Consider the following 23,616-nt stretch of genomic DNA (forward strand, 5'->3'; position numbering starts at 1 on the left):
ATGATTTTGTCTCAAATCACTAAAACTATTTCAAGGCAATGGTTTTGAATGAAATTCATTAGAAGTATAATGCAACTCGCGAAATGTGGGTTGTATAGCAATACGAACTTTTATTAGGACACTCATTACTTGTTACTCGTTACTCATTACTTACTAGCAATCAAATAAACTTGTCCTAACGTAACTTTGTACGGCTATAGTTTGACCAAAAAGACTTTATTTTGGCAGAAATCAATAATGCCCAGGCTAATAGCTGATTTGCAAAGTGACAGAAGCTCTGACTGTTTGTTCTCCACCGATGATAGGCGTATTTACTTGAGCATCTGCTCTTGACAATTGCTCAACTTGAATAGGCTTTGGTGGGGGGACACTGGCTTGATTTACTTGAATACTAACAATCTCTTTTGACGTAAGATTAAGAGTCTCCAAAACAGTATCTGCCATAGCTTGAGCATCAATAGTTGCTTTACGGAGTGCATCTTTTTGAGCAGTAGAGATTGCTTCAGGGGTAGCGGTAAAACTTACCCCATCGATGCGGCTGGCTCCCGCTTTTACGGTTTCATCTAACAAAGTTCCAACCAGCTCTGTCTGGAGACGAAAGCTGACCGTATTGGTGCCAATGTAACCCACTAAACGCCTTTGCTTATTACTGTAGTCATAATTTGGTTGCAACCGAACGCCAGTGGTTTGTAACTGTTCAACATTTTTTGAGCGTAGTAAATCCACCACAGCTGATGTACGAGAAGCTACTTCCTGTTGTACTTCCGTCGCCGTTTTTCCCTGAATCTCAACTCCCAACCTGACTTGTGTAAGGGTGGTGGCAATCTTTTCAATCCCATTTCCAGTTACTGTCAACGTTGGTAATAATTTTTCTGAGGCCATAACTGGATTAATCAAAGTCAAACTGAGAAAACTGCAAATGGCGAAGCCACTACTTAAACGCAGGTTCGGTACCGTAAATTGACTTATCTTCAATTGTTTTCTGTATTTGCTCATTGTTCACTCTCTACCTTCATTCGGTTTTCGTCAACTGCCAAAACTTCCGAAAAGATCCATCCCTGATAATATCAACATTAACAATCTACTTGATAATGCGATCGCTCCTATGTTACTGAGCTAAATAGTTTTCTTTAGTGAGAGAAAATAGCTTTCCTTGTTCGGGGATTCCTTTAAACTCGACTAATCCTTGGTAAACAGTCCCAATTTCAGTTGTTCTGCTCATGCTATTGTCCTAACCTTTTTCTCCTCCTTTAACACTACCTATTAATAATTTCTTTTCTTTAATGGTGGTGGTTCTGTTGATCGGCTTTTTCATCCTTCTTTCTTTTAGTATCTCTGACACTAAGATAGCGGTCTAGACGTATATTCTGTAGTAAAGAAGCTACTTCTCTTTCTTCTTCTCCCAGGGTACTTAAAATCTGTCTGCCCATTTCCAATGCTGCCTCAAATTCTGGCTGCACCACCTCAGTTGCACCTAGTTTGGTTAACAGGTCAATTTCACTATCACTATGAGAACGGGCAACTATGTCGATACCTGGGGCAATTTCCATCGCTTGCTTCACCAAAATACGTGTACTAGACGGATCGGGTAGAGCGATCGCCAAAGCTTTTGCCCGATCTAAATAAGCTTTTTCTAATACTAGTTCCGCATCAGCATCTCCAAAAATGTAGGGAATGGATTCTTGTCGCAAACGTCTGATGGCAGCTTCGCTATTTTCAATTGCCAACACAGTAAAACCGCGATCGCGCAGGACTTTAACAATTACTTGTCCTACTCTACCGTAACCGGCAACGACTATATGGTTGCAAATAGTTTCGGGTACAGATATGCCTCTAGCCTGCTGTCTACGATCCAAATAGCCGGCAATTAGAGGAATAGTTGCCAACTTTTGGGCAATTTCGGCAGAGAACTTCATCCCAATAGGAGTCATTACCAGGGTTATCGCCGTTGTACCGATTAAGAGATCGTATTGATCTTGATTGATAAATCCTAATCTAGCTCCCAAAACTGCTAGAACAAAAGAAAATTCTCCGATTTGATTTAGTCCTAAGCTACTAATAACTGCGGTTTTAAAAGAATAGCCAAACTGCCAAATAATGGGAAAAATAATAGTTGCTTTTCCCAGCATGACCAAAGTAACTAAGCCGATAATGATGCCAAAATTTTGCCAGATAATACTAGGATTAATTAACATCCCAATCGAAGCAAAAAAGAGACTGGCAAATGTATCTCGTAAAGGTATGACTTTAGCTAAAGCTTGATCGGAATAATCAATCTCCGAAATAGTTAACCCCGCAACAAATGCCCCCATCTCAATCGATAGACCTAAACTAGCGGTAATTAATGCCACCCCAAGGCATAATGCAATTACCGTCAGCAAAAATAATTCACTGTTTTCGGTTTTTGCCACAGCGCTCATTAAACGAGGAATGATCCAATAGCCCGCAGCGATCGCACTTGTAAAAAACAGTACAGCTTTAATCACCGCCGCAATCAAGGCAGGAGCTAAATTATCTGGTTGATTAAGAGCAGGTAATACCGCCAGCATTAACCCCAAAGCTAAATCCTGGGCAATTAAAATTGCTAGCATCACCTGACCATGAATCGTATTTACTTCTCCTCTTTCGGTTAGAGTCTTCAGTACTACTGCGGTTGAAGATAGAGATAAAACTGCCCCCATAAAAATTCCTTCTATGGGAGTCTGTACCCAACCCCACAAGGTTGTAAAAACAGCAACCAGAGCAATAGTGAAACCAATTTGTAATAAACTGCCTTTGAGGGCGATATCCTTAACTCGTTTTAGTTCGGCTAGGGAAAACTCAACCCCTAAAGCAAATAGAAGAAAAGCAACACCTATTTGGGCTAAAGATTCTATCTGCTCTATTTGAGTTACTTGCCCAATGATTAAACCTGATGCCAAATAGCCTAAAAGAACAGGCTGACGAAGACGATTAGCAATGTAACCCCCCAACGCCGAGGAGCCTAAGGCAATTGTCATGTCAAAAATGAAGCTATTGTCTACCCCGGCCATCTATATTGATCAGATTGCTATATGTTCTATTTAATCTTAATTTCCTTTACTCCAGAAATTTTAGCAGTCGCAATAAAAAAACAGGAGACAAGCTTATTATGCCTCCTAAATAACTTGGAATGAAATATTTTGCCAGATATTCTAGATAATCACCTTCTCGATACAAAGACGAGTTTTGGCAATCAGAGGAATAGTATTAATAGAGCGATATTTTACTGCTCCCAATGAGTGGTAAGTATGCAGATGTTGGACAGTTATTTTTATTTCATTGTTCCCGTAGAACCAAAGCCTCCAGTAGCTCTAGAAGTAACATCAAGTTTATCTACTAAGGTTACATTGGCTTGAATAATTGTCGCAATAACCATCTGAGCAATTTTCATACCAATAACAACTTGAAATGGTTTTTTGCCATGGTTAATTAAAATAATGCCAATTTCTCCTCGATATCCAGCATCAATTGTGCCAGGAGAATTTAACACAGTAATTGAATGTTTTAATGCCAATCCACTTCGAGGACGTATTTGTGCTTCAGTACCTGGAGGAAGAGCGATCGCGATCCCCGTATTGATTAGCTTAGTTTCTCCTGGTAGTATTTCCTGTTCTTCAATTGAAAAAAGATCTAAACCAGCATCCCCAGGATGACTATAATGGGGAACGATTGCAGCTTCATTTAATTTGAGAATCTTGATTTCCATATATTATATCAAGTACGGATAATTAATTGAAATAAACAGGCTTATTGCAGACCTAAAAAACTTATTACTTGTTACTTATTACTTGACCTCATTCTTAATTTAAGTATTCAACCGAACTTGATATTACTCATAAGCGATCGCCAGATCACCTAACTATTGTTGGTAATTGATGTTATCAAAAGCTTTGGGATACAGTTTCGTCTTTAAAATAACCTTGGAATCTGAGGAGACAGTTAAAGTTGAGGGAATTTGATCACGAGCATTAGTTTGGGTGATCGGTGAAGATAAAATATAAGTATTATTTTTATTCTGCCAAGTAGTTTTGCAAACACCAGTCCGACAAGTGATTTTCCCCCCAGTTAAATAAATGCAATTACAATTACGGTTGCACCCATAGTAACTAAGATTACCTGTGTTGTTTCTGCCAGTCCAAGAATGCTCGTTACCAATAGATACAGTCCAGTTATCGTTACTAAGAACATCACTGTAAGCAGGAATTTCCCAGCTTAAAAAAAATATCAAAATACTAAGACACAAGAGGCAACATTTTTTCATAAGATCTTGATCTAAATGCATAAACTATTAAATTAGGAGTCCGCTTCTTGACGAAAAACTCGCTAAACTGTTGAAAGATATGGAACTGAATCATTTAGTAGAGATACCCGCTTATCTCCCATAAGTCCTTAATCCTTATTCTTCATTCTTACTCCTTTCGTTGACCCCTGATACTTCAGTATCATGAAGGTTATGATTCTGCTCATATATCAAGCAAAACTATAAATCCCATTATTGATGGTGTAGTTTAAAATTAATGAAACTTCAAGACATTTTTAATGCTGGTAGACGTTGGTTAGCTGCAACCCCAGAGAGAGCTCTAGACGCAGCCTATCGTGCAGCAATTAAAATTAAAGCGATCGAGGACGATCATTTTGATGGTCAAATGGTATCTGCTAGCTCGGTGGGGTACTCCGAAAGTGTAATTAAAGTTTTTCGGGGAGATGTCAATAACTACCTCACCACAATTAAAGCCAGATTGACCGAATTTAAGATTAGTCGGGGTTTATTAATTTTTTCTGATACTAGACCCAATAATTCCAGTCAAAGTATTGTCAGATATACTAACGGCTTTGATGATAGCCGAGAGCTGACGGTAATTGAAAAACTAGCTTATATTGATGCAATTACCGCCAAATACAAAAATCCAGTTGTTGAAGAAATCGAAATTCGCGCGACTCGTCCTTTAGATCTTAATCAAAAAGATAATCGTTTAATAATTAATAAAAAAGATCGCTCGCTGGCTTTAAACAAAGCAACCAAAGATGATAACGGTAAAGACCCTAGTACTGAAACAATTACGGATAAAACCAGTGTCCTGCCACGTTCTTTCATGCGGACGCTAAGCCGTATTAGACAAGAAATTGATCCTAAGGCAGAAGATACGGAAGAAAAAGTAGTCAAAAAATTTCGTAAAAGTCGTAATAAAACCGCAATCTCGATTCGTTTCTTACTAATTCTGATTATTGTGCCGTTACTAACTCATCAGGTGACTAAAAGTTTAATCATTACTCCCTTGGTGCAAAAATATTTTGTCAATCACCAAGAACAAGTCTTGTTTATTAATGAAGATATGGAAGAAGAAGCTTTTTCGGAGCTACGTCGCTATGAAGAAAAGCTTCATTTTAAAAGTATGATTGGCTTGATACCTCATCTTTCTCCAGAAGAAGAAGAAGCAGAACTAAAACATAAAGCCGAAGAATTATCCGCTGAATTTCAGGGACGAGGAATTAATGCGATCGGCAATGTTTTTGCTGATTTTTTCTCTTTATTTGCTTTTGCAGGTATTGTTTTTTTCTGTAAGCGCGAAATTCAAATTATCAAATCATTCTTGGATGAGATAGCTTATGGTCTTAGTGATAGTGCGAAGGCTTTTCTGATTATTCTGCTTACCGATATGTTTGTTGGTTATCATTCCCCCCATGGTTGGGAAGTCATTTTGGAAGGTATTGCTCGTCACCTAGGATTGCCCGAAAATCGGGAGTTTAACTTCTTATTTATTGCTACATTTCCCGTGATTTTAGATACGGTTTTAAAATATTGGATTTTCCGTTATCTCAATCGTATATCTCCTTCTTCTGTAGCAACCTATAAAAATATGAATGAGTAAGAATCAACATAAAAGTCATAGATAATTAATTGTTGCTTCATAATTGAATAGTTTTACGCCATCTGGATCCATGTCCTTATCCAGCAAGCTTTTGAGACTTGCTCAATTTGCTATTCGCTTAATGCGTAAATCCTGATAAGGTGGTTTGAGCTAATGATAGCGTATGTGCTACCTTATGAAGGTGGCTACAAAAATTGTAAACACGTAAGATTAAAAGCATTGGCTAAATCAAGAGGAATTAGTCTAAATAAATTAATGGAAGAATTTTCCACTATTGCTTTAACCGAATTTGATGCGGAGAATCGTTTTAGGGCTTTAGCTGCTCAAGGAGATCCAGAAGAAGGCTTGAAGATTTTGGATAAGTTGGATCGTTTACATCATTCTGAATAAAATAGATACTTCTCAAGTAGAGAGCAAAGTTGAGGAAGAGCAAAGTTGAGATAGCGAAATTGGTCATGTTCGTGAAATAGTTGATTTCTTGATGATCGCTGGTTCTGGAGATTTAAGTGCGACTGCTCACGACCCAATGAATACTTTTTAGCTTGGGGTTTTAGTTACAATAGCTCTCTCTAATTTAAACTTTAGCTTTATATCTCAATCAAGATTTTATTTCTTAGCCGACTCCCTAGATATAATAGAAGAATTAGACAATTAATACTATCTAACTTTTCAATTCGGTATGGTTAATCGGTTTGTCTTTCATAGATTTAACACCCTAGTTGCTTCAATTGCTCTTTGTACAGTAGGATTGCAGACATTACCTGCCCAAGCCGAATCCAAGATTTACGATCCACCTTCAATCAGCTCCGAGCAAGTAATCTCAGATACCCTTACCGAAAACGATATACCCACAGGAGAAGGTGGTTTTGCTCGCGATTATTTTGTGCAGTTAGAGAAAGGAGATCAGGTCGCGATCGATCTAACTTCAGATAATTTTGATTCCATGGTGACATTGATAGCTGCTGATGGGGCAACTATTGCTGAAAATGATGATGGTCCAGACGGTACAACCAATTCTCTACTTTTTTCCCGCATTAACGAGGCCGGTAAATATATTGTGCGAGTTCGAGCTTTTGGAGAAACTAGCGGTGGTAAATTTACCCTAAAGTTAACTAAACTCAAACCTTCCTCTAAGTAATAAATAAGGATTGCACTGCAATAGTTAAAGAATTCTTACCAACTTCGTAAATATTAAAATTACTTTGGGAAAATCGGCGTTACAAATAACTTTAGTAAATTCATACGGTAAATAGTAACTATGTCGGAAGCAACAATAGAATCAATCTTACAGGAGAAAAGAGTATTCACTCCATCGCTAGAATTCTCTGAAAAAGCTGCTATTAAGAGTATGGAAGAGTATAAAAAACTTTATACTTTAGCCAAATCAGATCCTAGTGGATTTTGGGCAAAATTAGCGGAAAAAGAATTGCATTGGTTTGAGAGATGGGGAACAACCTTAGATTGGCAACCTCCTTTTGTCAAATGGTTTGTCAATGGCAAAATTAACATTGCCTATAACTGTCTAGACCGACATTTAACTACCCATCGCAAGGATAAACCAGCCCTTATTTGGGAAGGAGAACCTGGAGATTCGCGAACTTTAACTTATGCCGAACTGCATCAAGAAGTTTGTCAGATGGCAAATGTAATTAAGCATCTAGGAGTAAAAAAAGGCGATCGCGTAGGAATTTATATGCCTATGATCCCGGAAGCGGCGATCGCTATGTTAGCCTGTGCTCGAATTGGAGCCGCCCACAGTGTTGTTTTTGGGGGCTTTAGTGCTGAAGCTTTAAAAGCTCGTCTGCAAGATGCCGAAGCCAAATTAGTAATTACTGCCGACGGTGGTTGGCGTAAGGATAAAATTGTGCCCCTAAAAGATGCGGTAGATCAAGCGATCGCTAGTGATGTTCCCAGTGTCAAAAGCGTCCTGGTGGTGCAGCGCACAAAACAAGATATTCAGATGCAGCCCGATCGAGATTACTGGTGGCATGAACTAAAAGCCAGTGCTTCCGATCATTGTCCTGCCGAACATATGGACAGTGAGGACTTACTATTTATTCTCTATACCAGTGGTACTACGGGTAAACCTAAGGGGGTAGTTCACACCACTGGGGGTTACAACCTATATACCCATATGACTTTTAAATGGACATTTGATATTAAAGATGATGATGTCTATTGGTGTACTGCTGATGTTGGTTGGATTACAGGTCATAGCTACATTGTTTATGGCCCTCTTTCCAATGGTGCAACTACTGTCATGTATGAAGGTGCACCTCGTCCTTCTAATCCGGGTTGTTTTTGGGATGTAGTGCAAAAATATGGTGTCACGATCTTTTATACTGCCCCGACAGCAATCCGCGCCTTTATCAAAATGGGTGACGAACATCCTAATCGTCGTGATCTTTCTTCTCTACGTATTTTAGGTACTGTTGGCGAACCAATTAATCCTGAAGCTTGGATGTGGTATCACAAAGTAATTGGTGGTGAACGTTGTCCTATTGTGGATACTTGGTGGCAAACGGAAACTGGAGGCTTTATGCTAACTCCTCTACCCGGAGCCACTCCAACAAAACCGGGCTCTGCTACTTTGCCTTTCCCTGGCATTATTGCTGATGTTGTGGATATGGAGGGAAATCCTGTGGGGGAAAATGAAGGAGGTTATTTGGTCATCAGGCATCCTTGGCCGAGTATGATGCGCACTGTCTATAAAAATGACGATCGCTTTCGTCGCACCTATTGGGAACACATTCCTCCCAAGGATGGCAAATATCTCTATTTTGCAGGAGATGGCGCACGCAAAGATGAGGATGGTTACTTCTGGGTCATGGGTCGGGTTGACGACGTGATGAATATCTCTGGACATCGTTTAGGCACCATGGAAGTAGAGTCAGCTCTGGTATCCCATCCTGCTGTGGCTGAAGCTGCGGTAGTCTCTCGTCCCGACGAAGTAAAAGGGGAAGATGTTTATGCTTTTGTCACTTTGGAAGGTACTTATAGTGCTAGTGATGAATTAAAAGCAGAACTCAAACAACACGTAGTCAAAGAAATTGGCGCGATCGCCCGTCCCGGGGAAATTCGCTTTGCCGATGCGTTACCTAAAACTCGCTCTGGTAAGATTATTCGCCGTTTCTTACGTAATTTAGCTGCCGGGGAAGAATTAGTAGGCGATATCTCCACCATGGAAGATCTCAGCGTGTTAGATAAATTACGACAAGGTTAATATGATTGATTTGGGATGAGTGTCATGCTCATCCAATCGTGGTCAAATACTTGTATTTCCTCTTGGGTGTATATTTTGCCTTTTTAAAGCCTTCTATGAGCGGTTGCTAGAAAAAGGTAAACTCAAAAAAGTCGCTCTTACTGCTTGTATTCACAAGCTTTTAATCGTTTTAAATGCTATGATGAAAAATAATTTACCTTGGCAACCTCGAACTGTCAGTTAACTCTTTCAATCGTTCTGAAGTTTTAAACATCACATGAAGTTGTTATTGTGATAAGCGGTTAGCTTGCCTGAATTGTCTGGTTCGCGATCGCCCAAAGCCCACAATTACAATTAAATACCTTATTACTCAAACTAACCCCATTGAAAAATAGCTGCCCCCCAAGTCAACCCTGCTCCAAACCCAGAAGCTGCGATCGTATCGCCTGGTTTCACTTTGCCTTCTCTAACCGCTGCATCCAAGGCGAGGGGAATAGATGCTGCAGAGGTGTTACCATATTCGGCGATATTACTTAAAATCTTTTCTGAAGGAATTTTGAGGCGTTTGGCAACTGCATCCATGATACGCTGATTTGCCTGATGCAAGAGTAACCAATCAATATCATTAGCAGTCAGATTGGCATGAAACATGGCTTTTTCGATCGCTTCGGGAACTCTGGCTACCGCAAAACGATATACTTCTTTCCCATTCATCGTTATAGGATGATACGTTCCCTGCTGAGCAATAATACCATCTACTAACGCTTGGCAATCACTTTGATAATTCAAATTGAGAGAGTCATTTTGACTACCATTACTATACATGCCATAACTTAATAGGCGATCGCCGTCAGAAATGCCCTGACATACTGCTGCACCTGCACCGTCTCCAAACAGAACACAACTAGCACGATCTGACCAATCTACCCAGCGAGAAAGTACATCTGCCCCTATAATTAGGACATTTCTGTATACTCCATTACGGATAAACTGAGTAGCATTAATTAAAGCAAAAAGAAACCCAGAACAAGCGGCAGTTAGATCAAAAGCTACGGCATTAGTTGCTCCAATTAACCCTTGTACTTTGCAAGCACTACCAAACATATCATCAGGGGTTGAAGTCGCCAGAATAATTAAATCAATATCGGTAGCGGAAATCCCTGCCATAGCGATCGCATTTTTGGCAGCAACAGCTGATAACTGACTTAGAGATTCAGTAGGGGAGGCGATATGACGATTGCTCATTCCGGTTCTGGTTTTGATCCACTCATCAGAAGTTTCTACCATCTGAGCTAAATGATAATTAGTTAGAATTGCCTCTGGCGCAGCTGAACCACATCCAGTAATCGCAATACCCGCACCCATATTGTTCAATGTCTTACTCCGTTACTTATTAGGGCTACCTGTCTATTACTTTGAACTAGCTGAAGCCGTTTCAGTATGATTTTTTGCTTCTTCTATTTGTTGATTGTTATTAGCTTTGATTTTTTCTAAAACCTCGTTGTCGATCGCCTCTTTAGCTAGGCGAATAGCATTAAACATTGACCCCCGACGAGAACTACCGTGACTAATAATACAAATTCCTGCCACTCCAAACAATAAGGCTCCACCGTGTTCGGCTCGATCAATACGCCGTTTAATATCACCTAAATTAGGCTTTAATAGAGCTGTTCCTAGCTTACCGCGCCATCCCTTAGGTAATTCTTCCTTCATAATTTGCAACATCACTTCCCCGATGGCTTCAGCAAATTTGAGCACAATATTGCCCACAAAACCATCACAGACAATTACATCAAACCCACCAGATAGTACATCTCTGCCTTCTGCATTACCCAAAAATGGAATCTGAGGGTTATCTGTCAATAACTGATGGGTTTGTAGAGCCAATTCGTTGCCCTTGGAAGATTCTTCACCAATATTAAGCAAACCAACTTTGGGTTCTTGGTGTCCCAAGACATATCTACTGTATATTGTGCCCATCAAAGCAAACTTTTCTAGATACTTAGCTTTGCTATCAACATTTGCCCCTACATCTAATACGATTACTGATTTGTCTGGAACAATGGTCGGTAAAACAGCTCCAATTGCAGGGCGTTCAATGCCTTTTAAGCGACCTAAACGCAATAAAGCAGATGCCATAGCTGCTCCTGAATGCCCTGCAGAAACTACTGCATCCGCTTTTTTCCGCTTCACTAGATCCATTGCCACGTTAATTGAAGCTTTGGGCTTACGACGAATACCCGTTAGAGGTTCTTCCTTCATGGTGATCACATCTTCAGCGTGGATCACCTCAATCTGTGCTAGGTCTTTGACACCATGTTTTTTAACCAGGGAGTCTATTTGTTGTTTATCTCCCACCAGTAAGACATCTAAATCCAATTCTGCTGCAGCCATAATTGCTCCAGCAACAATTTCTTCGGGGGCATAGTCCCCCCCCATAGCGTCTACTGCGATTCTTGCGCGAGTTAATCCCATTTAGCAAATTTTATAGAAGCCTTACAAATTTTAACAGTCTGAGGTTAAATATCCCTACTATCTGTGGAAGATGGTCAGGAAATCTCACCTAGTGTTCCTACTCTTAAAGTAGAAGAGTTATAAATATGTTGACATTGAATAATGTCATTTTAACTTTCAACTGCAACAAGTTCTGATTTAAATAGAAACAGAAATTATTCGATGCTAGATTTAATTGCTCTAATTGTTCCCTGGCTCAATAATTTTCGGCAACCAAGCAATAGCCTTAAGCCTCTAGAATTATTACCCTGGCAAGAGACAGCCATCTTCACTCTCCCTCCTGGCAGTGATGATCGCCTGGCATGGTTAGAATCTAATCGCCTTACGGAAAGTATTGTTAGAACCTATCTCCAAAATTTAGCAAGTCAGGGAATTAATTCTGAGAAACAAGGGATATGGGTACAATCTGATTGGGTATCAGTAGTCAGTAATCAGGGCACTACTGCTCTGCCAGCAGCTTCTCTAACTAAAATTGCCACTACTTTAACTGCCTTGGGCAAATGGGAAGCAAATCATCAATTTATCACCAATATTTACCTCACAGGAGAAATTAAAAACGGTGTTGTCAGAGGAGATCTAATTGTAGAAGGGAGTGGCGATCCCTTGTTCGTCTGGGAGGAGGCGATCGCTTTAGGCAATAAGCTTAATCAATTGGGTATCCGTCAGGTTCAAGGTGATCTTTTGGTTACAGATCGATTCTATATGAATTATCAAGCTCAAGCTCAAGTGGCAGGAAAGCTATTGAAACAAGGATTAGATCGAAAATTATGGCAATCTGAAATCACTCAACAATATCTCCAAATGCCCCCTGGTACAGCACAGCCAGAAGTAGCGATCGCTGGTGGAATCAAATTAATTGCTCAAGTACCAGCTACAGCTCAACTAATAGTTAATCATCAGTCTTTACCTTTGGCCGAAATCCTGAGACAGATGAATATCTACAGTAACAATAAAATGGCGCAAATCTTGGCAGACTTAGCTGGTGGCGCAACAAATGTAGCTCAATATGCAGCCGAACAAGCTAATTTTGCCCTGACAGAAATTGAGCTAATCAATGGCTCTGGATTAGGTGAAGAAAACCGTATTTCTCCCCGTGCTGTATGTCAAATGCTGATGGCTATCGATCGGTTACTTGAAGATAACGCTTTAAGCGTGGTCGATCTATTTCCCACCGCAGGAAGAGATCTTGTCGGAACAGTACAGGATCGGGGTCTGCCTCCTGGCACAACGGTTAAGACAGGAACCTTAGATAATGTAAGTGCTTTAGCCGGTGTTATTTCCACCAGCGATCGCGGTAAAGTTTACTTTGTGATTATCAACAATGGTCGCCAGGTAAAATATTTTCGCCAGCAACAGGATCAATTACTCAATGAGTTAGTACAGACATGGCAGCTAATTCCTTATAATGTCGATCTCGCTCAAAAAAATGATTGGTATTTAGGCGATCCCCAGCGTAATCTTATTCAAGGGGAATAGGGAATAGGGAATAGGGAATAGGGAATAGAGAACAGCCTCGGTAATGAGTAAATAGCTGTAAACCTAATCCTATAGTTTTTATTGAGAAATTATGTAAAAATTAGCTAGCAAAACAGATATTTTGACTAAACTTTAGTTACGAAGGGGCTTGGGGAAGCCGTCACTTCCCCAACAGGGGGTCTGGGGGAAAGTTCCCCCAGAAATAAATCTGGTTTTGAAGAATTAATTACTAACAAAATAGTTCATAATAATGCATCATTAATCCACAACGGATTAATATATTTGCTTTGAGCTTAACAGTACCCTTAAGTGCCTGACGATTGAAAACTAATGGCAATGCCTTACTTAAATCTCGTCGGTCAATATTTATCGCCACGGCAATTAAGCCCACAAATAAAGCTAAATATTGACTTAGAGCAGTAGCCAAACCAGCTCCCATACTTGACCAGCCCCATCGAGTAATCATTAGATAATCTAGTAACACGTTAGAACTATTGGCGATCGTCGAAATCAGTAAAACAATGTTGTTCTTTTCTCGTCCCAAAAACCAACCGATTAAGACAAAGTTAAGCAATACTGCGGGAGCGCCCCAAATTCTAGCGTTAAAATACTCTATGCCTGCGAGTTCAATATCCTGTGTGCCAGATAAGATCGCAAATCCTAATTTTTGGATCGGATATTGCAAACAAAGAATTAATAAAGCGATCTCCCCTGCAATTAATCCGCTGCGTAAACCCGCTAACCAAACTCCTACGGGATCATCTTTACCTGCTGCTTGAGCAGTCATCGCATTAGTGCTATTACGCAAAAACTTGAGAATACGATATAAATAGTCAAATAAAATACTTGCTAAAATCACTCCAGCCAAATACCTTAGATCTTGCAAATGTCCTAAAAAAGCTGTGTCCCATAGTCCAGCTAAAGGCACCATCATATTAGACATGACGCCTACAATTGCTAATCGATAGAAACGAGGCAAAAAGCTACAGTATGGATTAGATCTGATTTCTGTTATTCAACTTTGATCAACTATTATTGAGGATGCTCGGGAAAGGGCTATACTCCACTGTTAAATGCTATGGTTAACATTACATCAAGCATTAATCAATATTGAGTTAACATCCCATCAACATTGAATAAAAAAAGTTTATTAAACTCAGATAGCGAGACATATGAAACTGTCAAGACAATCGAACAATCTTCATCGTGGGAAAAACTAATTGCCGATAGTTTAAGTTTAGGGATTTTAACCTTAGCAGTAATTGCTCTAGCTTTTTCACCTATATTTACTAAACTCAGTGAAATAGAAATTAGTCCAACAGCAACCATCTTTAATCGACTATGGATTGCAACTATTATTATGAGTTGCTGGCAACTAATAAAAACTCCTCCAGAATTTACCCAGTTTCAATTCCCAAAATACACTCCTGACTATAAGCAACAGGGTTTGTTAATCCTTGCTAGTATTGCTGCTACTGCCTCTGCTGTTTTTTGGGCGATTTCTTTCACTCACACTAGTGTTGCTAGCTCAACTGTATTGCGTAGTCTGACACCTTTATTTATTAGTTTTGGGGCTTGGTTAATCCTCAAACAAAGATTCAATCGCCAATTTATGCTGGGCATGGTGTTATCCATAATTGGTGGTACAGCAATAGGTTGGGACGATTGGCAACTGGGCGCAGATCATTTAGTCGGTGATGGTATTGCTTTACTTTCCGCCGCTCTTCATGGAACCAATATCTTAATTGTCGGTTATTTACGCGATCGCGGTTGCGCAACTTCTAAAGTTTTGTTTTGGCGATGTGGCTTTGGTGCTTTAATAGTTTTGCCTATAGTTTTATTGACAGACACAACTTTATTGCCTGTTTCTCTAGAAGGTTGGTTAACTGTTATTGCTCTAGCAGTTGTTTGCCAAACTTTTGGACAAGGTTTGTTAGTTTTTAGTTTGAAGCAGTTTTCTTCTAGTTTTGTTGGGATATTTGCATTGTTAAAACCGATAATTACGGCACTTTTAGCCTGGGTGATTTTTACCGAAAACTTAAGTCTAGCTAGTGGTCTGGCAGTAATTTTAATTTTAGTTGGCATTTATTTGGCGAAATCCAGTGACTCTACCAAAGTTTCGCCCTTGAAAGAATAAGATGAGAATAAAGGTTTTAATTCTATTAACCAGAAATATCGTTAATTAGTTTGACAATTTGATGATTGTTGAGCCACTTCACCAGATATATCAGAAGCATTGTGAGCCACGAGTACAATTTTACCTTGGTCGTTAATAATCCAACTATTAGCTTCAACTATCGGTTCAGTGTTCTCACTTTCGACTTTTAATGAGCTTTCATAAGAGCTGGAAGTCGAGGTCAAACTATTTACTTCTTCCACTCGCCAATCTTCCAGACCAAAATCACCATCAAGATTAGCCTCAGGAGATTCGGGTAAACCACCGCGTCCAGTAACTACAAATTCACTCTGATTACCATCCTTGTTTGGTTCACAAGTTTGAGCAATCTCAGTCTCAACTGGTGTGACGGTTATGTCTAATGAATCTTGGCTGGGATCGACTTCGAGAATATCAATTTCTACTGTTCCAGACAAACCAAATTCCGAACTAGCATTAATATCGTTGGTTGAATTACTCAAGGGTCTTTCTTCAATACCGAATAGTGACTTAGCATTGATGGCAATATTTCCCCCTTGCCCTTGTTCTGCGCTAGCTAGAATATCATTACCAAACTGTGACATCGAATCAACAGCAAAGTTTGTCTCTTGCCCTTGTTCTATATCAACTAAATTATCTTCATTCTTAGGAAAAGCAATAATAAATCTAGCATCAATATTGATGTTACCACCATCGTTGTTGCCTGATGATTGAGCTGAGATTGGACTGTTATTTCGCAAGATAATATCTTCTGTAGCAGTAATATTGATATCTCCTCCATCCCCTGTCTCTCTGGTACTGGCAACGTCAATTAGTCCTCCATTAGCTAGATTTAGATTGGTAGTCAAAATATTTATATCACCAACATCTCCTTGTCCATCCTTGTTAACTCGACTAGTAACACCACTGCGATCTCCTTTTAAGGTTGTACCATTAAAAGTCATATCTTCTGTAGCGGTAAGTTCGACAAAACCTGCATTTCCTTGACTTGAGGTACTAGTATCAATTCTTCCTCCATTAGTCAGATTGAGATTAGTAGTAGAGATAATCACCCCCCCCGCATTACCCTCTCCATCGGAATCAACTCGACTAGTAACTTCACTTCGGTCTCCTTCTGAAGTGGCACCATCAAATGTGATATCTCCTGTGGCATAAATCTCGACTAAACTTGCATCCCCCTTACCTTTTGTACTGGCATTAATTCGTCCCCCGTTAGTTAAAGTCAGATTAGTCGCAGAAATAGTCACACCTCCAGCGTTGCCCACTCCCTCGGAATTAACTCGACTAGTAGCACCGCTGCGATCTCCTTCTGAAGTGGCACCATCAAATATGATATCTCTAGCAGTAATCTCTACTAAACCTGCAGTTCCTTGACCTGAGGTACTCGAATCAATTCGTCCTCCATTAGTCAGATTGAGATTGGTAGTAGAGATAATCACCCCCCCCGCATTGCCCTCTCCATCGGAATCAACCTGACTAGTAGCCCCACTGCGATCGCCTTCTGAACTTGTACCATCAAAAGTAACATCTCCTGTGGCGTTAATCTCAACTAAACCTGCATCCCCTTGACCTGAGGTACTAGCATCAACCCTTCCCCCATTGGTCAGAGTCAAATTGTTGGCAGAGATAGTTACACCTCCAGCAGTTCCCTCTCCATCGGAATCAACCCGACTAGTAGCCCCACTGCGATCGCCTTCTGAACTTGTACCATCAAAAGTAACATCTCCTGTGGCGTTAATCTCTACTAAACCTGCATCCCCTTGACCTGAGGTACTAGCATCAACCCTTCCCCCATTGGTCAGAGTCAAATTGTTGGCAGAGATAGTTACACCTCCAGCAGTTCCCTCTCCATCGGAATCAACCCGACTAGTAGCCCCACTGCGATCGCCTTCTGAACTTGTACCATCAAAAGTAACATCTCCTGTGGCGTTAATCTCAACTAAACCTGCATCCCCTTGACCTGAGGTACTAGCATCAACCCTTCCCCCATTGGTCAGAGTCAAATTGTTGGTAGAGATAGTTACACCTCCAGCAGTTCCCTCTCCATCGGAATCAACCCGACTAGTAGCTTCACTGCGATCGCCTTCTGAACTTGTACCATCAAAAGTAACATCTCCTGTGGCGTTAATCTCAACTAAACCTGCATCCCCTTGACCTGAAGTACTAGCATCAATATCTCCGCCATTTATTGCTATTAGAGAACCAGTAGTAATATTGATAGAACCTGAATTACCAACTCCATCTTCATTAACCCGATTCCTAATTCGACTCTCATCAAGGGTTAGATTATCAGTGAGGTTAATGAAAATATCTCCTGCTTGAGCATCATTAGAAGTTGAATCTTGATTTATTCCTGCGTCCAAGAAACTGCGGGATATCAGCTCTAGATTGCGAGCGTTAACGGTGATATTTCCTCCACCTGTCCCTGTCACATTGACTACAGCACCATTGCTTAATGTTATATCTGCTTTGGCTATATCTTTAGGAAAGATCAGACTACCATCTTCAGCAATACCTATTATCCCTGCTGCTGATAAACCACCTAATTCAACATTACCTCCTGGTACAGTAGCGTGACCTCCTTCAAACTTAATATTGCCCCCAACCAAACTCAGATTATTTCCTGACGAGACTTTTAAACCAGGAGGATTTGATTCACTATCTTGGACAGTTGAACGATTGACTATTTCTGCGGGATTATCTGGCAAACCTAATCCTATCGGTGCATTAATTGTTAATAAAGGAGGAGTATCTAAATCTGTGGCGCTAAACTCTCCATCATCAAACAAAATACTATCGGCAGTACTGCCCAAAAATGAACCTCCAATATCTAACTGAGCATTCTCTCCAAAGATAATTCCATTAGGGTTAATCAAAAATAAACTTGCACTACCGTTGGCACGAATCAAACCATCTATATCCGAGATATTTCCTCCCGTAACTCGACTAAATATATTCGAGATATTATTGGCATTATTAAAATACGCTTCATTACCTGTTCCTACAGAAAAATCTTGGAAGCTATGAAAGAGATTCCCGCCTCGCGTTTCCCCTCCTGTAATTTCTGAAACGTTACCATCGAAATCTACTTGAGTGTCAAGGGTGTTGTCGGGAGTAACTTGAGCCTGAGTCGTATTAGCACAGAGACAGTTAAGAGTACATAGTGAAAACAAAAGTAGGGAATGTAGAGATGTTATCTGCATGGTTAGATATTATCTTGGATTGTATCTGTAACTTCCAGAAGCATTTGCTCTAACAATGCTTGCTCATTGGAGATCGTCTCTTCGAGGAAGACTAGCATACAAAGCATTTCCTTTAACAACTTTTTAGTTTTTTGTATTTGTTCAGCCTCTAAACTAAGTTCATCAAAATCGGTTTTAAGATTTTCGACTTCAATTAATACTTCTCTACTAATTATCATCACTCACCTCTTACTTGTGAAACTAATTTGTAAAACTATTGATTTTGCGTTTTTGCTCTTTGGGAAATTTAGCGATCGCTCTGGTGAAGAGAGGCGTAAATTAGAAACTAATTTCAAATGCTTTTAATTTTTACTTTCAATAAATTCTGACTTCTGACTTGCGCACAGCGACACTAGTCACTGGATAATTGATACATCTATGATTACCGAAAGCCTCAAAGTCAAACAACTAATAAAACTAATAAAACTTAAATAATACAAAAATATTTTTTAGGATGACCATAATTAGACATAAATAATTTTGCTCCCTACTTCTTCCCGATTCTCGTTTTTAATATAGACAAGTTAACCGATAGGAGAAAAAAATAATCAAATTACCCTTCTTAGGTCTAGCTTATTCTGCTTAGCATTGTTCAAATAATAAAAACCAGGATTTACACTCTATTCTCACAATGCAAACCCTGGAAATGTTCGAGAAGTATCTTTATTTATATTAAGTATTGTTGTTAATCAACACATCAGCCATTTTGCCTATTTTAGCTGGTTAAAATAATAGGTTTTTGCTGAGTTGAGCTGAATTGCCCTAATTGGCTATATTTTGACCTCTTAGATAAAATCGAGGATTCTCAATCTGATTCTCTTTTTCGTCGCTATAGAAGTAGTTCAAGCCAACATCTAAACCAATTTCAGAATAAGATGGTTTTACTCTTTCTCGGTTGTCGGCATCGACTAAAACTGACAATAATAACCATCAGCACGTCAAACTATTCGTACTTAAGAACCAAACTAAATCTTGAAACCCTAAGTATTAGTTGATTATCTACTACATCTAAAAATTTTTTTAAATCATTGAATGTTATCTGATGCTTAGTTACAGTATAAATACTGGGAAATTTTCAGTAGGTTTCTCTTATTAAGTAAAATGTAAAAAAATATACTTCATATTTTAACTAATTTTCAGTGTCTTAAGTTAGCATGATTGTCAACTAAAGCTCCTCTTGAGTTCAATCTTACAGATTATAGTTTTCAATATATAAAAAACAATAAGCTACCTACCAATCATTTAGTTTCATACTTATTTTCACAATCGGTATTAATGAAAACAAGCCAAGACATAAAACAATATCATTTGAGGGTTAGAACTGATTTAGAAGCTTTAAAAGAAGTACTACAGTGGTTTGAAGGTTTTGTTTTTCCTTTAGTTCCGCAGAAAATGGGTTGGCAATGCGAGGTGGCATTAGTTGAAGCGTTTACCAATGCGGTACGTCATGCCCATAAGAATTTACCTCAAAATACACCTATTGACTTAGAAGTAAATTTTCTACCCAACTTCTTAGAAATGCGAATTTGGGATCGAGGAAAACCATTCGATCTTAAAGCTAAATTACTAAAAGGAGAACAAGACGCTAATTCTATGGAAAAAGAAGGAGGCAGAGGATTACAATTTATCAAGAAATTAACTGATGAATTGCAATATCTCAACCTACCTAACCAGCGTAACTGTTTAATAATGCGCAAAAATTATCTCTAGATAGATTATAGATTGCCCTAAATTTCATCAAACGCTCGTTCGATTAGCCTTCTAGCCAGGGTTTGTGTTCCAGTGTGTTCGTAATAGTTAGTGGACATATCGATAAAAGCGGCTACATAATCCAACTTATCATCAGAAAACTCCAAAAACCCTTGAAGATTAGTCATTACTTTCTGGGGAGTTAGGTTTTTGCTAGCAACAAAATCAGCCATCCAGCCTTTTACAGAATCAAAGCTTTCGCCAATAAAATCTAGCTTTCCTCTAGTATTACCTCCAGGTATTGATTCTTGAACACCCTTAAAAGTTGAATTAGACTCTAAATCTTTGGGTCCAATTCCGCCAATTGTTGACTGTGCTTTGAGTAAAAAATCGGGACCTAGAGGAATTAATCCATCCACACAGACTAAAGCTGCCATCCGCATCAATGATTCGCCACTATAGTCTCCTAAAGCTCCCACAAAATCGCCAATGCTATCTCCAGGTATGCCGTTGATCTGACAAAAAGCCACTAGTTCTACTACTAATTTAATACATAGATCTAGAGACTGTGCTTTATCGGGATTAGGGGTGACTTTGGTTAGCAAACCGCCGATCAAGGGAATCTTGTTACCCACTTTATTAGCTAGAGCCGCAGATCCTAAAGCTTTATCGGTGCGATCCACAGTTTGATACAGCCACATAGCTCGACGATATCCTTGGGATTTATCATTATAGAGCCACACAGCGCGATCGCCAATTTGCTGAATTAGCTCTTCGTCAGTTTCTCCAGTTACTTTGCGAATTGTCTCGACAAATCCAACTGTATTTTCCCATTCACCAGGAACGATGGAGTCTAATGATCTCAGCATCATTGTGGTGATGTTATTGCTTGGCAAATTATCTACCAATTCAAAAATAGATTCGCTCACTGCTTGCTCCTCAAATTGATTAATATCTGGTTTTTTGATGAATTAAATAGTTCAATTTATTTGGGGATTGCAACCTCAATTCAGCTTTGATAAGCCTCTTAGATCAAATCTCCCTAACCATTTTTCGCGATCGCTGGCAGTAAAACTAGAATCTTTCGAGCGAATTTTTACTTGATAGCGGTTATTAACTAGTAATGCTGTTCCCGTGCTTCCTTGACTTACGACAGGATAGCCATTGATATTACTAGTACTTTGATTGAACTTATCGACTGTACTCGGATTATTTAAAACATCAGAAATTGATAGGATGGCAATTTCTTGCCCGTTTTGTTTGAGCTTAGCTTGAGCAAAACCTTTCTTTTCTTGACTATAAACTCTTTGATAGCCATCAGCAGCATCGGGAAAATAACGGTTAAAACTACCCCCAGATTGCGATTCATCTACTACTGCGGTTGCACCTTTACCGGTACTTTCTTGTTGCGCTCCATCAAAACGAGAAGGGGCTTGCTGCGCACAGGAAGTCAAGAGCAGGGAGCTAGTTAGAAATAATGCTACTAAAAATTTACGTAAACTAATCATTATTTTAGTTTGTATGCATAGGCTACCTCATTTTATCAGGAATGCCTTGACATCTGAATTTAATGCCAACGCGGGATGATGATCGTTAATTAACTAAAACCCGATCTGCCAGCAATTCTTTAAGTCTTTCCGGTTCGGAAGAAGCTAGTTCGACTACAGCCTTTTCTTTACCACGCCATAGTAAACGAACACTACGAATCGATATTTGTTGTTCTCGGCATTGTTTCATCAACATAGCAAGAGTCCCCGCTTTATCTTCCAGTTCGACTAACAAAGCATCACCACTAACGGCTTGATAATCAACACGACTTAAAATCTGGGTAGCTTCATTAGTATCAAAAGGAAGAGATTGTCCATAACAACGACCGATATCTAAAGTCTGATTTAAAATCTTTAACGAGCGATCGCGATCGCTAACTTTTAGTTTAACTACATTTCCTTCTCCTACTTTAATGGCTGTTAAGTCCTCAATCGAAATTCCTGCTGAAGCCAATGCTGCTGAAACATCAGTGAGTATATTAGTATCTTCGTTACCGACCAGAATGATATCTTGACCGCTGCCACCAATGGCAGTTTCGCAGGCAGTAAAAGAGTCACAAGTTGAAACTGGGACTGGTTTAACTGCTTTAATATCGTCAACTAAGCGATCTATTTGTATAGTTGTTACGTGGGGCATAGTGATGAGGTGAGAAATTCCCCCCTGACAAGCTAACTGCCAGCGTTGTGTTACCGAAGCTAAGGGACGATCAAATACGACAGTATTAGAGTAGGAATGTCTCCAGGCATGACAGTCTAATTGGTTGAGATGCTTGATCGCATAGTCTGACATTTGCAGACAATCAGGGATAATCTTTTTAAATCCAGAGATGCCAACAGTGTGAAACGCATACCAGAGAAATAGGGGAGTCAGAGCATTTCGAGAACCACTTAAGGTTGTATCCAATGTGCCAATATATTCCACACTTTGAGCAATACGATCTACATTGCGTTTTTTAGCTAATACCACCCCACAAGGAATGGGAGAACCAACCATTTTATGACCGCTAATCGAGATACTATCGATTCCAGATAAGAAATTCCAGGGAGGCGGATTATCAATAAAAGGAAGAATCATTCCGCCCAAAGCAGCATCGGCATGGAGATAATGGTGATTGAGAGCTAAATCATGAAAAATCTCCCTAATACCCACAATGTCATCCACTGCTCCTTTCATGGTCGTGCCGATAGTTGCACAAATAATTGGGGGGACATCTCTATGAATGCGGAGAGTTTCGCGGAGATCATCAAGATCCATAGTGCCATCAGAGGAACTGCGGATCATAATGCTATTTAAACCTAAACAGCGTAAAATCTTATCAATGGAATAGTGCGCGTCCTGAGAATAATAAACTATGCCATTAGGTAACAGTTCCCTTGCCAGAAACAAACCATAGTGATTACCCTCTGTCCCCCCATTGGTAACATATCCCCAAGTATTGCCTTCGGGTGCTTGAGTTAACTGCTGAAAAATGCCCAGAACTTCTCGCTCAAAATCGTGAGTATTTAAATGATAATTACCCGGTAAGTAAGGATCTCCTACATTATTGAGGGGATATTGCAAAAATCGATATAAGGGAGAATAATCAAATATTCCATTGCAAGGATAACCCAGGAACAGTTCCGATTCTTGCTGAATGTCTCGATAAAAATTATCTAAGCGTTGCTCGTCTTTTTCAGAGAGCGCAAATTCTGAAAGCCATTGCGATCGCATTATTTTTCCTCCATGAACAATAAATGGAGTTAACTAGCAAGCGTAACCCTAACGGGAGCAGCTTTTCCCCACGGTAAAGCTTGTGATTAGTACTATTCCTATTTTATTGCCAATATTTGCAAGTATTATATTTTAAGTACAATACTTTTATAATACTGTTATTCTAACAATTTTTGCTTAGTACTGAAG

19 protein-coding genes and 2 pseudogenes are annotated in these 23,616 nt (G+C 39.5%); 8 read left to right on the forward strand and 13 right to left on the reverse strand.

All coding sequences use genetic code 11. From position 1 onward, the window contains the following. Positions 1-246: 246 nt before the first annotated feature. From PLEUR7319_RS0106735 to PLEUR7319_RS34505, 4 genes are all read right to left on the reverse strand, one after another. Positions 247-996 carry an SIMPL domain-containing protein gene (locus PLEUR7319_RS0106735; RefSeq protein WP_019504441.1) on the reverse strand — a complete coding sequence of 250 codons (750 nt, stop codon included), beginning with the start codon at positions 994-996 and terminating at the stop codon, positions 247-249. Between the two features lie 284 nt (positions 997-1,280). Further along, the gene (locus tag PLEUR7319_RS0106745) at positions 1,281-3,032 is read right to left on the reverse strand and encodes a cation:proton antiporter (protein ID WP_019504443.1); all 1,752 of its coding nucleotides are present in this window, start codon (positions 3,030-3,032) and stop codon (positions 1,281-1,283) included. 260 nt (positions 3,033-3,292) lie between these two features. Continuing rightward, positions 3,293-3,727, reverse strand: a complete 435-nt coding sequence (gene dut, locus PLEUR7319_RS0106750) for a dUTP diphosphatase (RefSeq protein ID WP_019504444.1) — start codon at positions 3,725-3,727, stop codon at positions 3,293-3,295. A gap of 153 nt (positions 3,728-3,880) precedes the next feature. Next, a complete protein-coding gene (locus PLEUR7319_RS34505; RefSeq protein WP_144054261.1) occupies positions 3,881-4,282 on the reverse strand; it encodes a hypothetical protein in 402 nt (133 codons plus the stop codon). Positions 4,283-4,538: 256 nt separating this feature from the next. Between PLEUR7319_RS34505 and PLEUR7319_RS0106760 the strand changes: the two genes are divergently transcribed. From PLEUR7319_RS0106760 to PLEUR7319_RS42540, 5 genes and pseudogenes are all read left to right on the forward strand, one after another. Then, positions 4,539-5,891 (forward strand): proton extrusion protein PcxA, encoded by a 1,353-nt coding sequence (locus tag PLEUR7319_RS0106760; protein ID WP_019504446.1) that lies wholly within the window; start codon positions 4,539-4,541, stop codon positions 5,889-5,891. 153 nt (positions 5,892-6,044) lie between these two features. Continuing rightward, positions 6,045-6,281, forward strand: coding sequence for a hypothetical protein (locus PLEUR7319_RS43425; protein WP_051044404.1), 237 nt, complete (start codon positions 6,045-6,047; stop codon positions 6,279-6,281). 289 nt (positions 6,282-6,570) lie between these two features. Then, positions 6,571-7,029 (forward strand): PPC domain-containing protein, encoded by a 459-nt coding sequence (locus tag PLEUR7319_RS0106770; RefSeq protein WP_019504448.1) that lies wholly within the window; start codon positions 6,571-6,573, stop codon positions 7,027-7,029. Positions 7,030-7,149: 120 nt separating this feature from the next. Continuing rightward, positions 7,150-9,114: an acetate--CoA ligase gene (gene acs / locus PLEUR7319_RS0106775; RefSeq protein ID WP_019504449.1), complete on the forward strand. Its 1,965-nt coding sequence runs from the start codon at positions 7,150-7,152 to the stop codon at positions 9,112-9,114. A gap of 79 nt (positions 9,115-9,193) precedes the next feature. Further along, a pseudogene (locus tag PLEUR7319_RS42540) lies at positions 9,194-9,337 on the forward strand (IS110 family transposase); the annotation flags it as partial. A gap of 131 nt (positions 9,338-9,468) precedes the next feature. Here the strand turns inward: PLEUR7319_RS42540 and PLEUR7319_RS0106780 are convergent. Next, entirely contained in the window at positions 9,469-10,467 is a 999-nt protein-coding gene (locus PLEUR7319_RS0106780) for a beta-ketoacyl-ACP synthase III (RefSeq protein ID WP_026102357.1), read from the reverse strand. 36 nt (positions 10,468-10,503) lie between these two features. Beyond that, a complete protein-coding gene (plsX, locus tag PLEUR7319_RS0106785) occupies positions 10,504-11,568 on the reverse strand; it encodes a phosphate acyltransferase PlsX (RefSeq protein ID WP_019504451.1) in 1,065 nt (354 codons plus the stop codon). 201 nt (positions 11,569-11,769) lie between these two features. Between plsX and PLEUR7319_RS0106790 the strand changes: the two genes are divergently transcribed. After that, positions 11,770-13,083, forward strand: coding sequence for a D-alanyl-D-alanine carboxypeptidase (locus PLEUR7319_RS0106790; protein ID WP_019504452.1), 1,314 nt, complete (start codon positions 11,770-11,772; stop codon positions 13,081-13,083). A 235-nt stretch (positions 13,084-13,318) separates the two neighbouring features. Here PLEUR7319_RS0106790 and PLEUR7319_RS34510 read toward each other — a convergent pair. Beyond that, positions 13,319-14,098 (reverse strand): annotated as a pseudogene (locus tag PLEUR7319_RS34510) (MATE family efflux transporter); the annotation flags it as partial. A 117-nt stretch (positions 14,099-14,215) separates the two neighbouring features. Here PLEUR7319_RS34510 and PLEUR7319_RS0106800 point away from each other — a divergent pair. Beyond that, the gene (locus PLEUR7319_RS0106800; protein ID WP_019504454.1) at positions 14,216-15,220 is read left to right on the forward strand and encodes a DMT family transporter; all 1,005 of its coding nucleotides are present in this window, start codon (positions 14,216-14,218) and stop codon (positions 15,218-15,220) included. A gap of 41 nt (positions 15,221-15,261) precedes the next feature. Here the strand turns inward: PLEUR7319_RS0106800 and PLEUR7319_RS0106805 are convergent, their stop codons facing one another. The 3 genes from PLEUR7319_RS0106805 to PLEUR7319_RS40535 form a co-directional block, all read right to left on the reverse strand. Next, a complete protein-coding gene (locus PLEUR7319_RS0106805; RefSeq protein ID WP_019504455.1) occupies positions 15,262-18,441 on the reverse strand; it encodes a filamentous hemagglutinin N-terminal domain-containing protein in 3,180 nt (1,059 codons plus the stop codon). Between the two features lie 2 nt (positions 18,442-18,443). Further along, positions 18,444-18,659: a hypothetical protein gene (locus tag PLEUR7319_RS0106810; protein ID WP_019504456.1), complete on the reverse strand. Its 216-nt coding sequence runs from the start codon at positions 18,657-18,659 to the stop codon at positions 18,444-18,446. Positions 18,660-19,242: 583 nt separating this feature from the next. Continuing rightward, positions 19,243-19,401, reverse strand: a complete 159-nt coding sequence (locus tag PLEUR7319_RS40535; protein ID WP_019504457.1) for a hypothetical protein — start codon at positions 19,399-19,401, stop codon at positions 19,243-19,245. Between the two features lie 354 nt (positions 19,402-19,755). Between PLEUR7319_RS40535 and PLEUR7319_RS0106820 the strand changes: the two genes are divergently transcribed. Continuing rightward, on the forward strand, positions 19,756-20,190 hold the full coding sequence (locus PLEUR7319_RS0106820; protein ID WP_026102358.1) for an ATP-binding protein: 435 nt from the start codon (positions 19,756-19,758) through the stop codon (positions 20,188-20,190). A 17-nt stretch (positions 20,191-20,207) separates the two neighbouring features. Here PLEUR7319_RS0106820 and PLEUR7319_RS0106825 read toward each other — a convergent pair whose 3' ends face one another. The 3 genes from PLEUR7319_RS0106825 to PLEUR7319_RS0106835 form a co-directional block, all read right to left on the reverse strand. Beyond that, positions 20,208-21,098 carry a hypothetical protein gene (locus PLEUR7319_RS0106825; protein WP_019504459.1) on the reverse strand — a complete coding sequence of 297 codons (891 nt, stop codon included), beginning with the start codon at positions 21,096-21,098 and terminating at the stop codon, positions 20,208-20,210. A gap of 75 nt (positions 21,099-21,173) precedes the next feature. After that, positions 21,174-21,677, reverse strand: a complete 504-nt coding sequence (locus tag PLEUR7319_RS0106830) for a hypothetical protein (RefSeq protein ID WP_019504460.1) — start codon at positions 21,675-21,677, stop codon at positions 21,174-21,176. Positions 21,678-21,762: 85 nt separating this feature from the next. Further along, positions 21,763-23,427, reverse strand: coding sequence for a histidine decarboxylase (locus PLEUR7319_RS0106835; protein ID WP_019504461.1), 1,665 nt, complete (start codon positions 23,425-23,427; stop codon positions 21,763-21,765). Positions 23,428-23,616: the final 189 nt, after the last annotated feature.

Origin of the sequence: Pleurocapsa sp. PCC 7319, from assembly GCF_000332195.1 — a bacterium.
In the GTDB taxonomy this organism is placed as follows: Bacteria; Cyanobacteriota; Cyanobacteriia; order Cyanobacteriales; family Xenococcaceae; genus Waterburya.

Coding starts and splice junctions, on each gene's coding strand:
- PLEUR7319_RS0106835 (WP_019504461.1), bottom strand. CDS start 23,427: ATGCGATCGCAATGGCTTTCAGAATTTGCGCTCTCTGAAAAAGACGAG.
- PLEUR7319_RS34505 (WP_144054261.1), bottom strand. CDS start 4,282: ATGAAAAAATGTTGCCTCTTGTGTCTTAGTATTTTGATATTTTTTTTA.
- PLEUR7319_RS0106770 (WP_019504448.1), top strand. CDS start 6,571: ATGGTTAATCGGTTTGTCTTTCATAGATTTAACACCCTAGTTGCTTCA.
- plsX (WP_019504451.1), bottom strand. CDS start 11,568: ATGGGATTAACTCGCGCAAGAATCGCAGTAGACGCTATGGGGGGGGAC.
- PLEUR7319_RS0106790 (WP_019504452.1), top strand. CDS start 11,770: ATGCTAGATTTAATTGCTCTAATTGTTCCCTGGCTCAATAATTTTCGG.
- PLEUR7319_RS0106760 (WP_019504446.1), top strand. CDS start 4,539: ATGAAACTTCAAGACATTTTTAATGCTGGTAGACGTTGGTTAGCTGCA.
- PLEUR7319_RS0106820 (WP_026102358.1), top strand. CDS start 19,756: ATGAAAACAAGCCAAGACATAAAACAATATCATTTGAGGGTTAGAACT.
- PLEUR7319_RS0106810 (WP_019504456.1), bottom strand. CDS start 18,659: ATGATAATTAGTAGAGAAGTATTAATTGAAGTCGAAAATCTTAAAACC.
- PLEUR7319_RS43425 (WP_051044404.1), top strand. CDS start 6,045: ATGATAGCGTATGTGCTACCTTATGAAGGTGGCTACAAAAATTGTAAA.
- PLEUR7319_RS0106745 (WP_019504443.1), bottom strand. CDS start 3,032: ATGGCCGGGGTAGACAATAGCTTCATTTTTGACATGACAATTGCCTTA.
- PLEUR7319_RS0106830 (WP_019504460.1), bottom strand. CDS start 21,677: ATGATTAGTTTACGTAAATTTTTAGTAGCATTATTTCTAACTAGCTCC.
- PLEUR7319_RS0106805 (WP_019504455.1), bottom strand. CDS start 18,441: ATGCAGATAACATCTCTACATTCCCTACTTTTGTTTTCACTATGTACT.
- PLEUR7319_RS0106735 (WP_019504441.1), bottom strand. CDS start 996: ATGAGCAAATACAGAAAACAATTGAAGATAAGTCAATTTACGGTACCG.
- acs (WP_019504449.1), top strand. CDS start 7,150: ATGTCGGAAGCAACAATAGAATCAATCTTACAGGAGAAAAGAGTATTC.
- dut (WP_019504444.1), bottom strand. CDS start 3,727: ATGGAAATCAAGATTCTCAAATTAAATGAAGCTGCAATCGTTCCCCAT.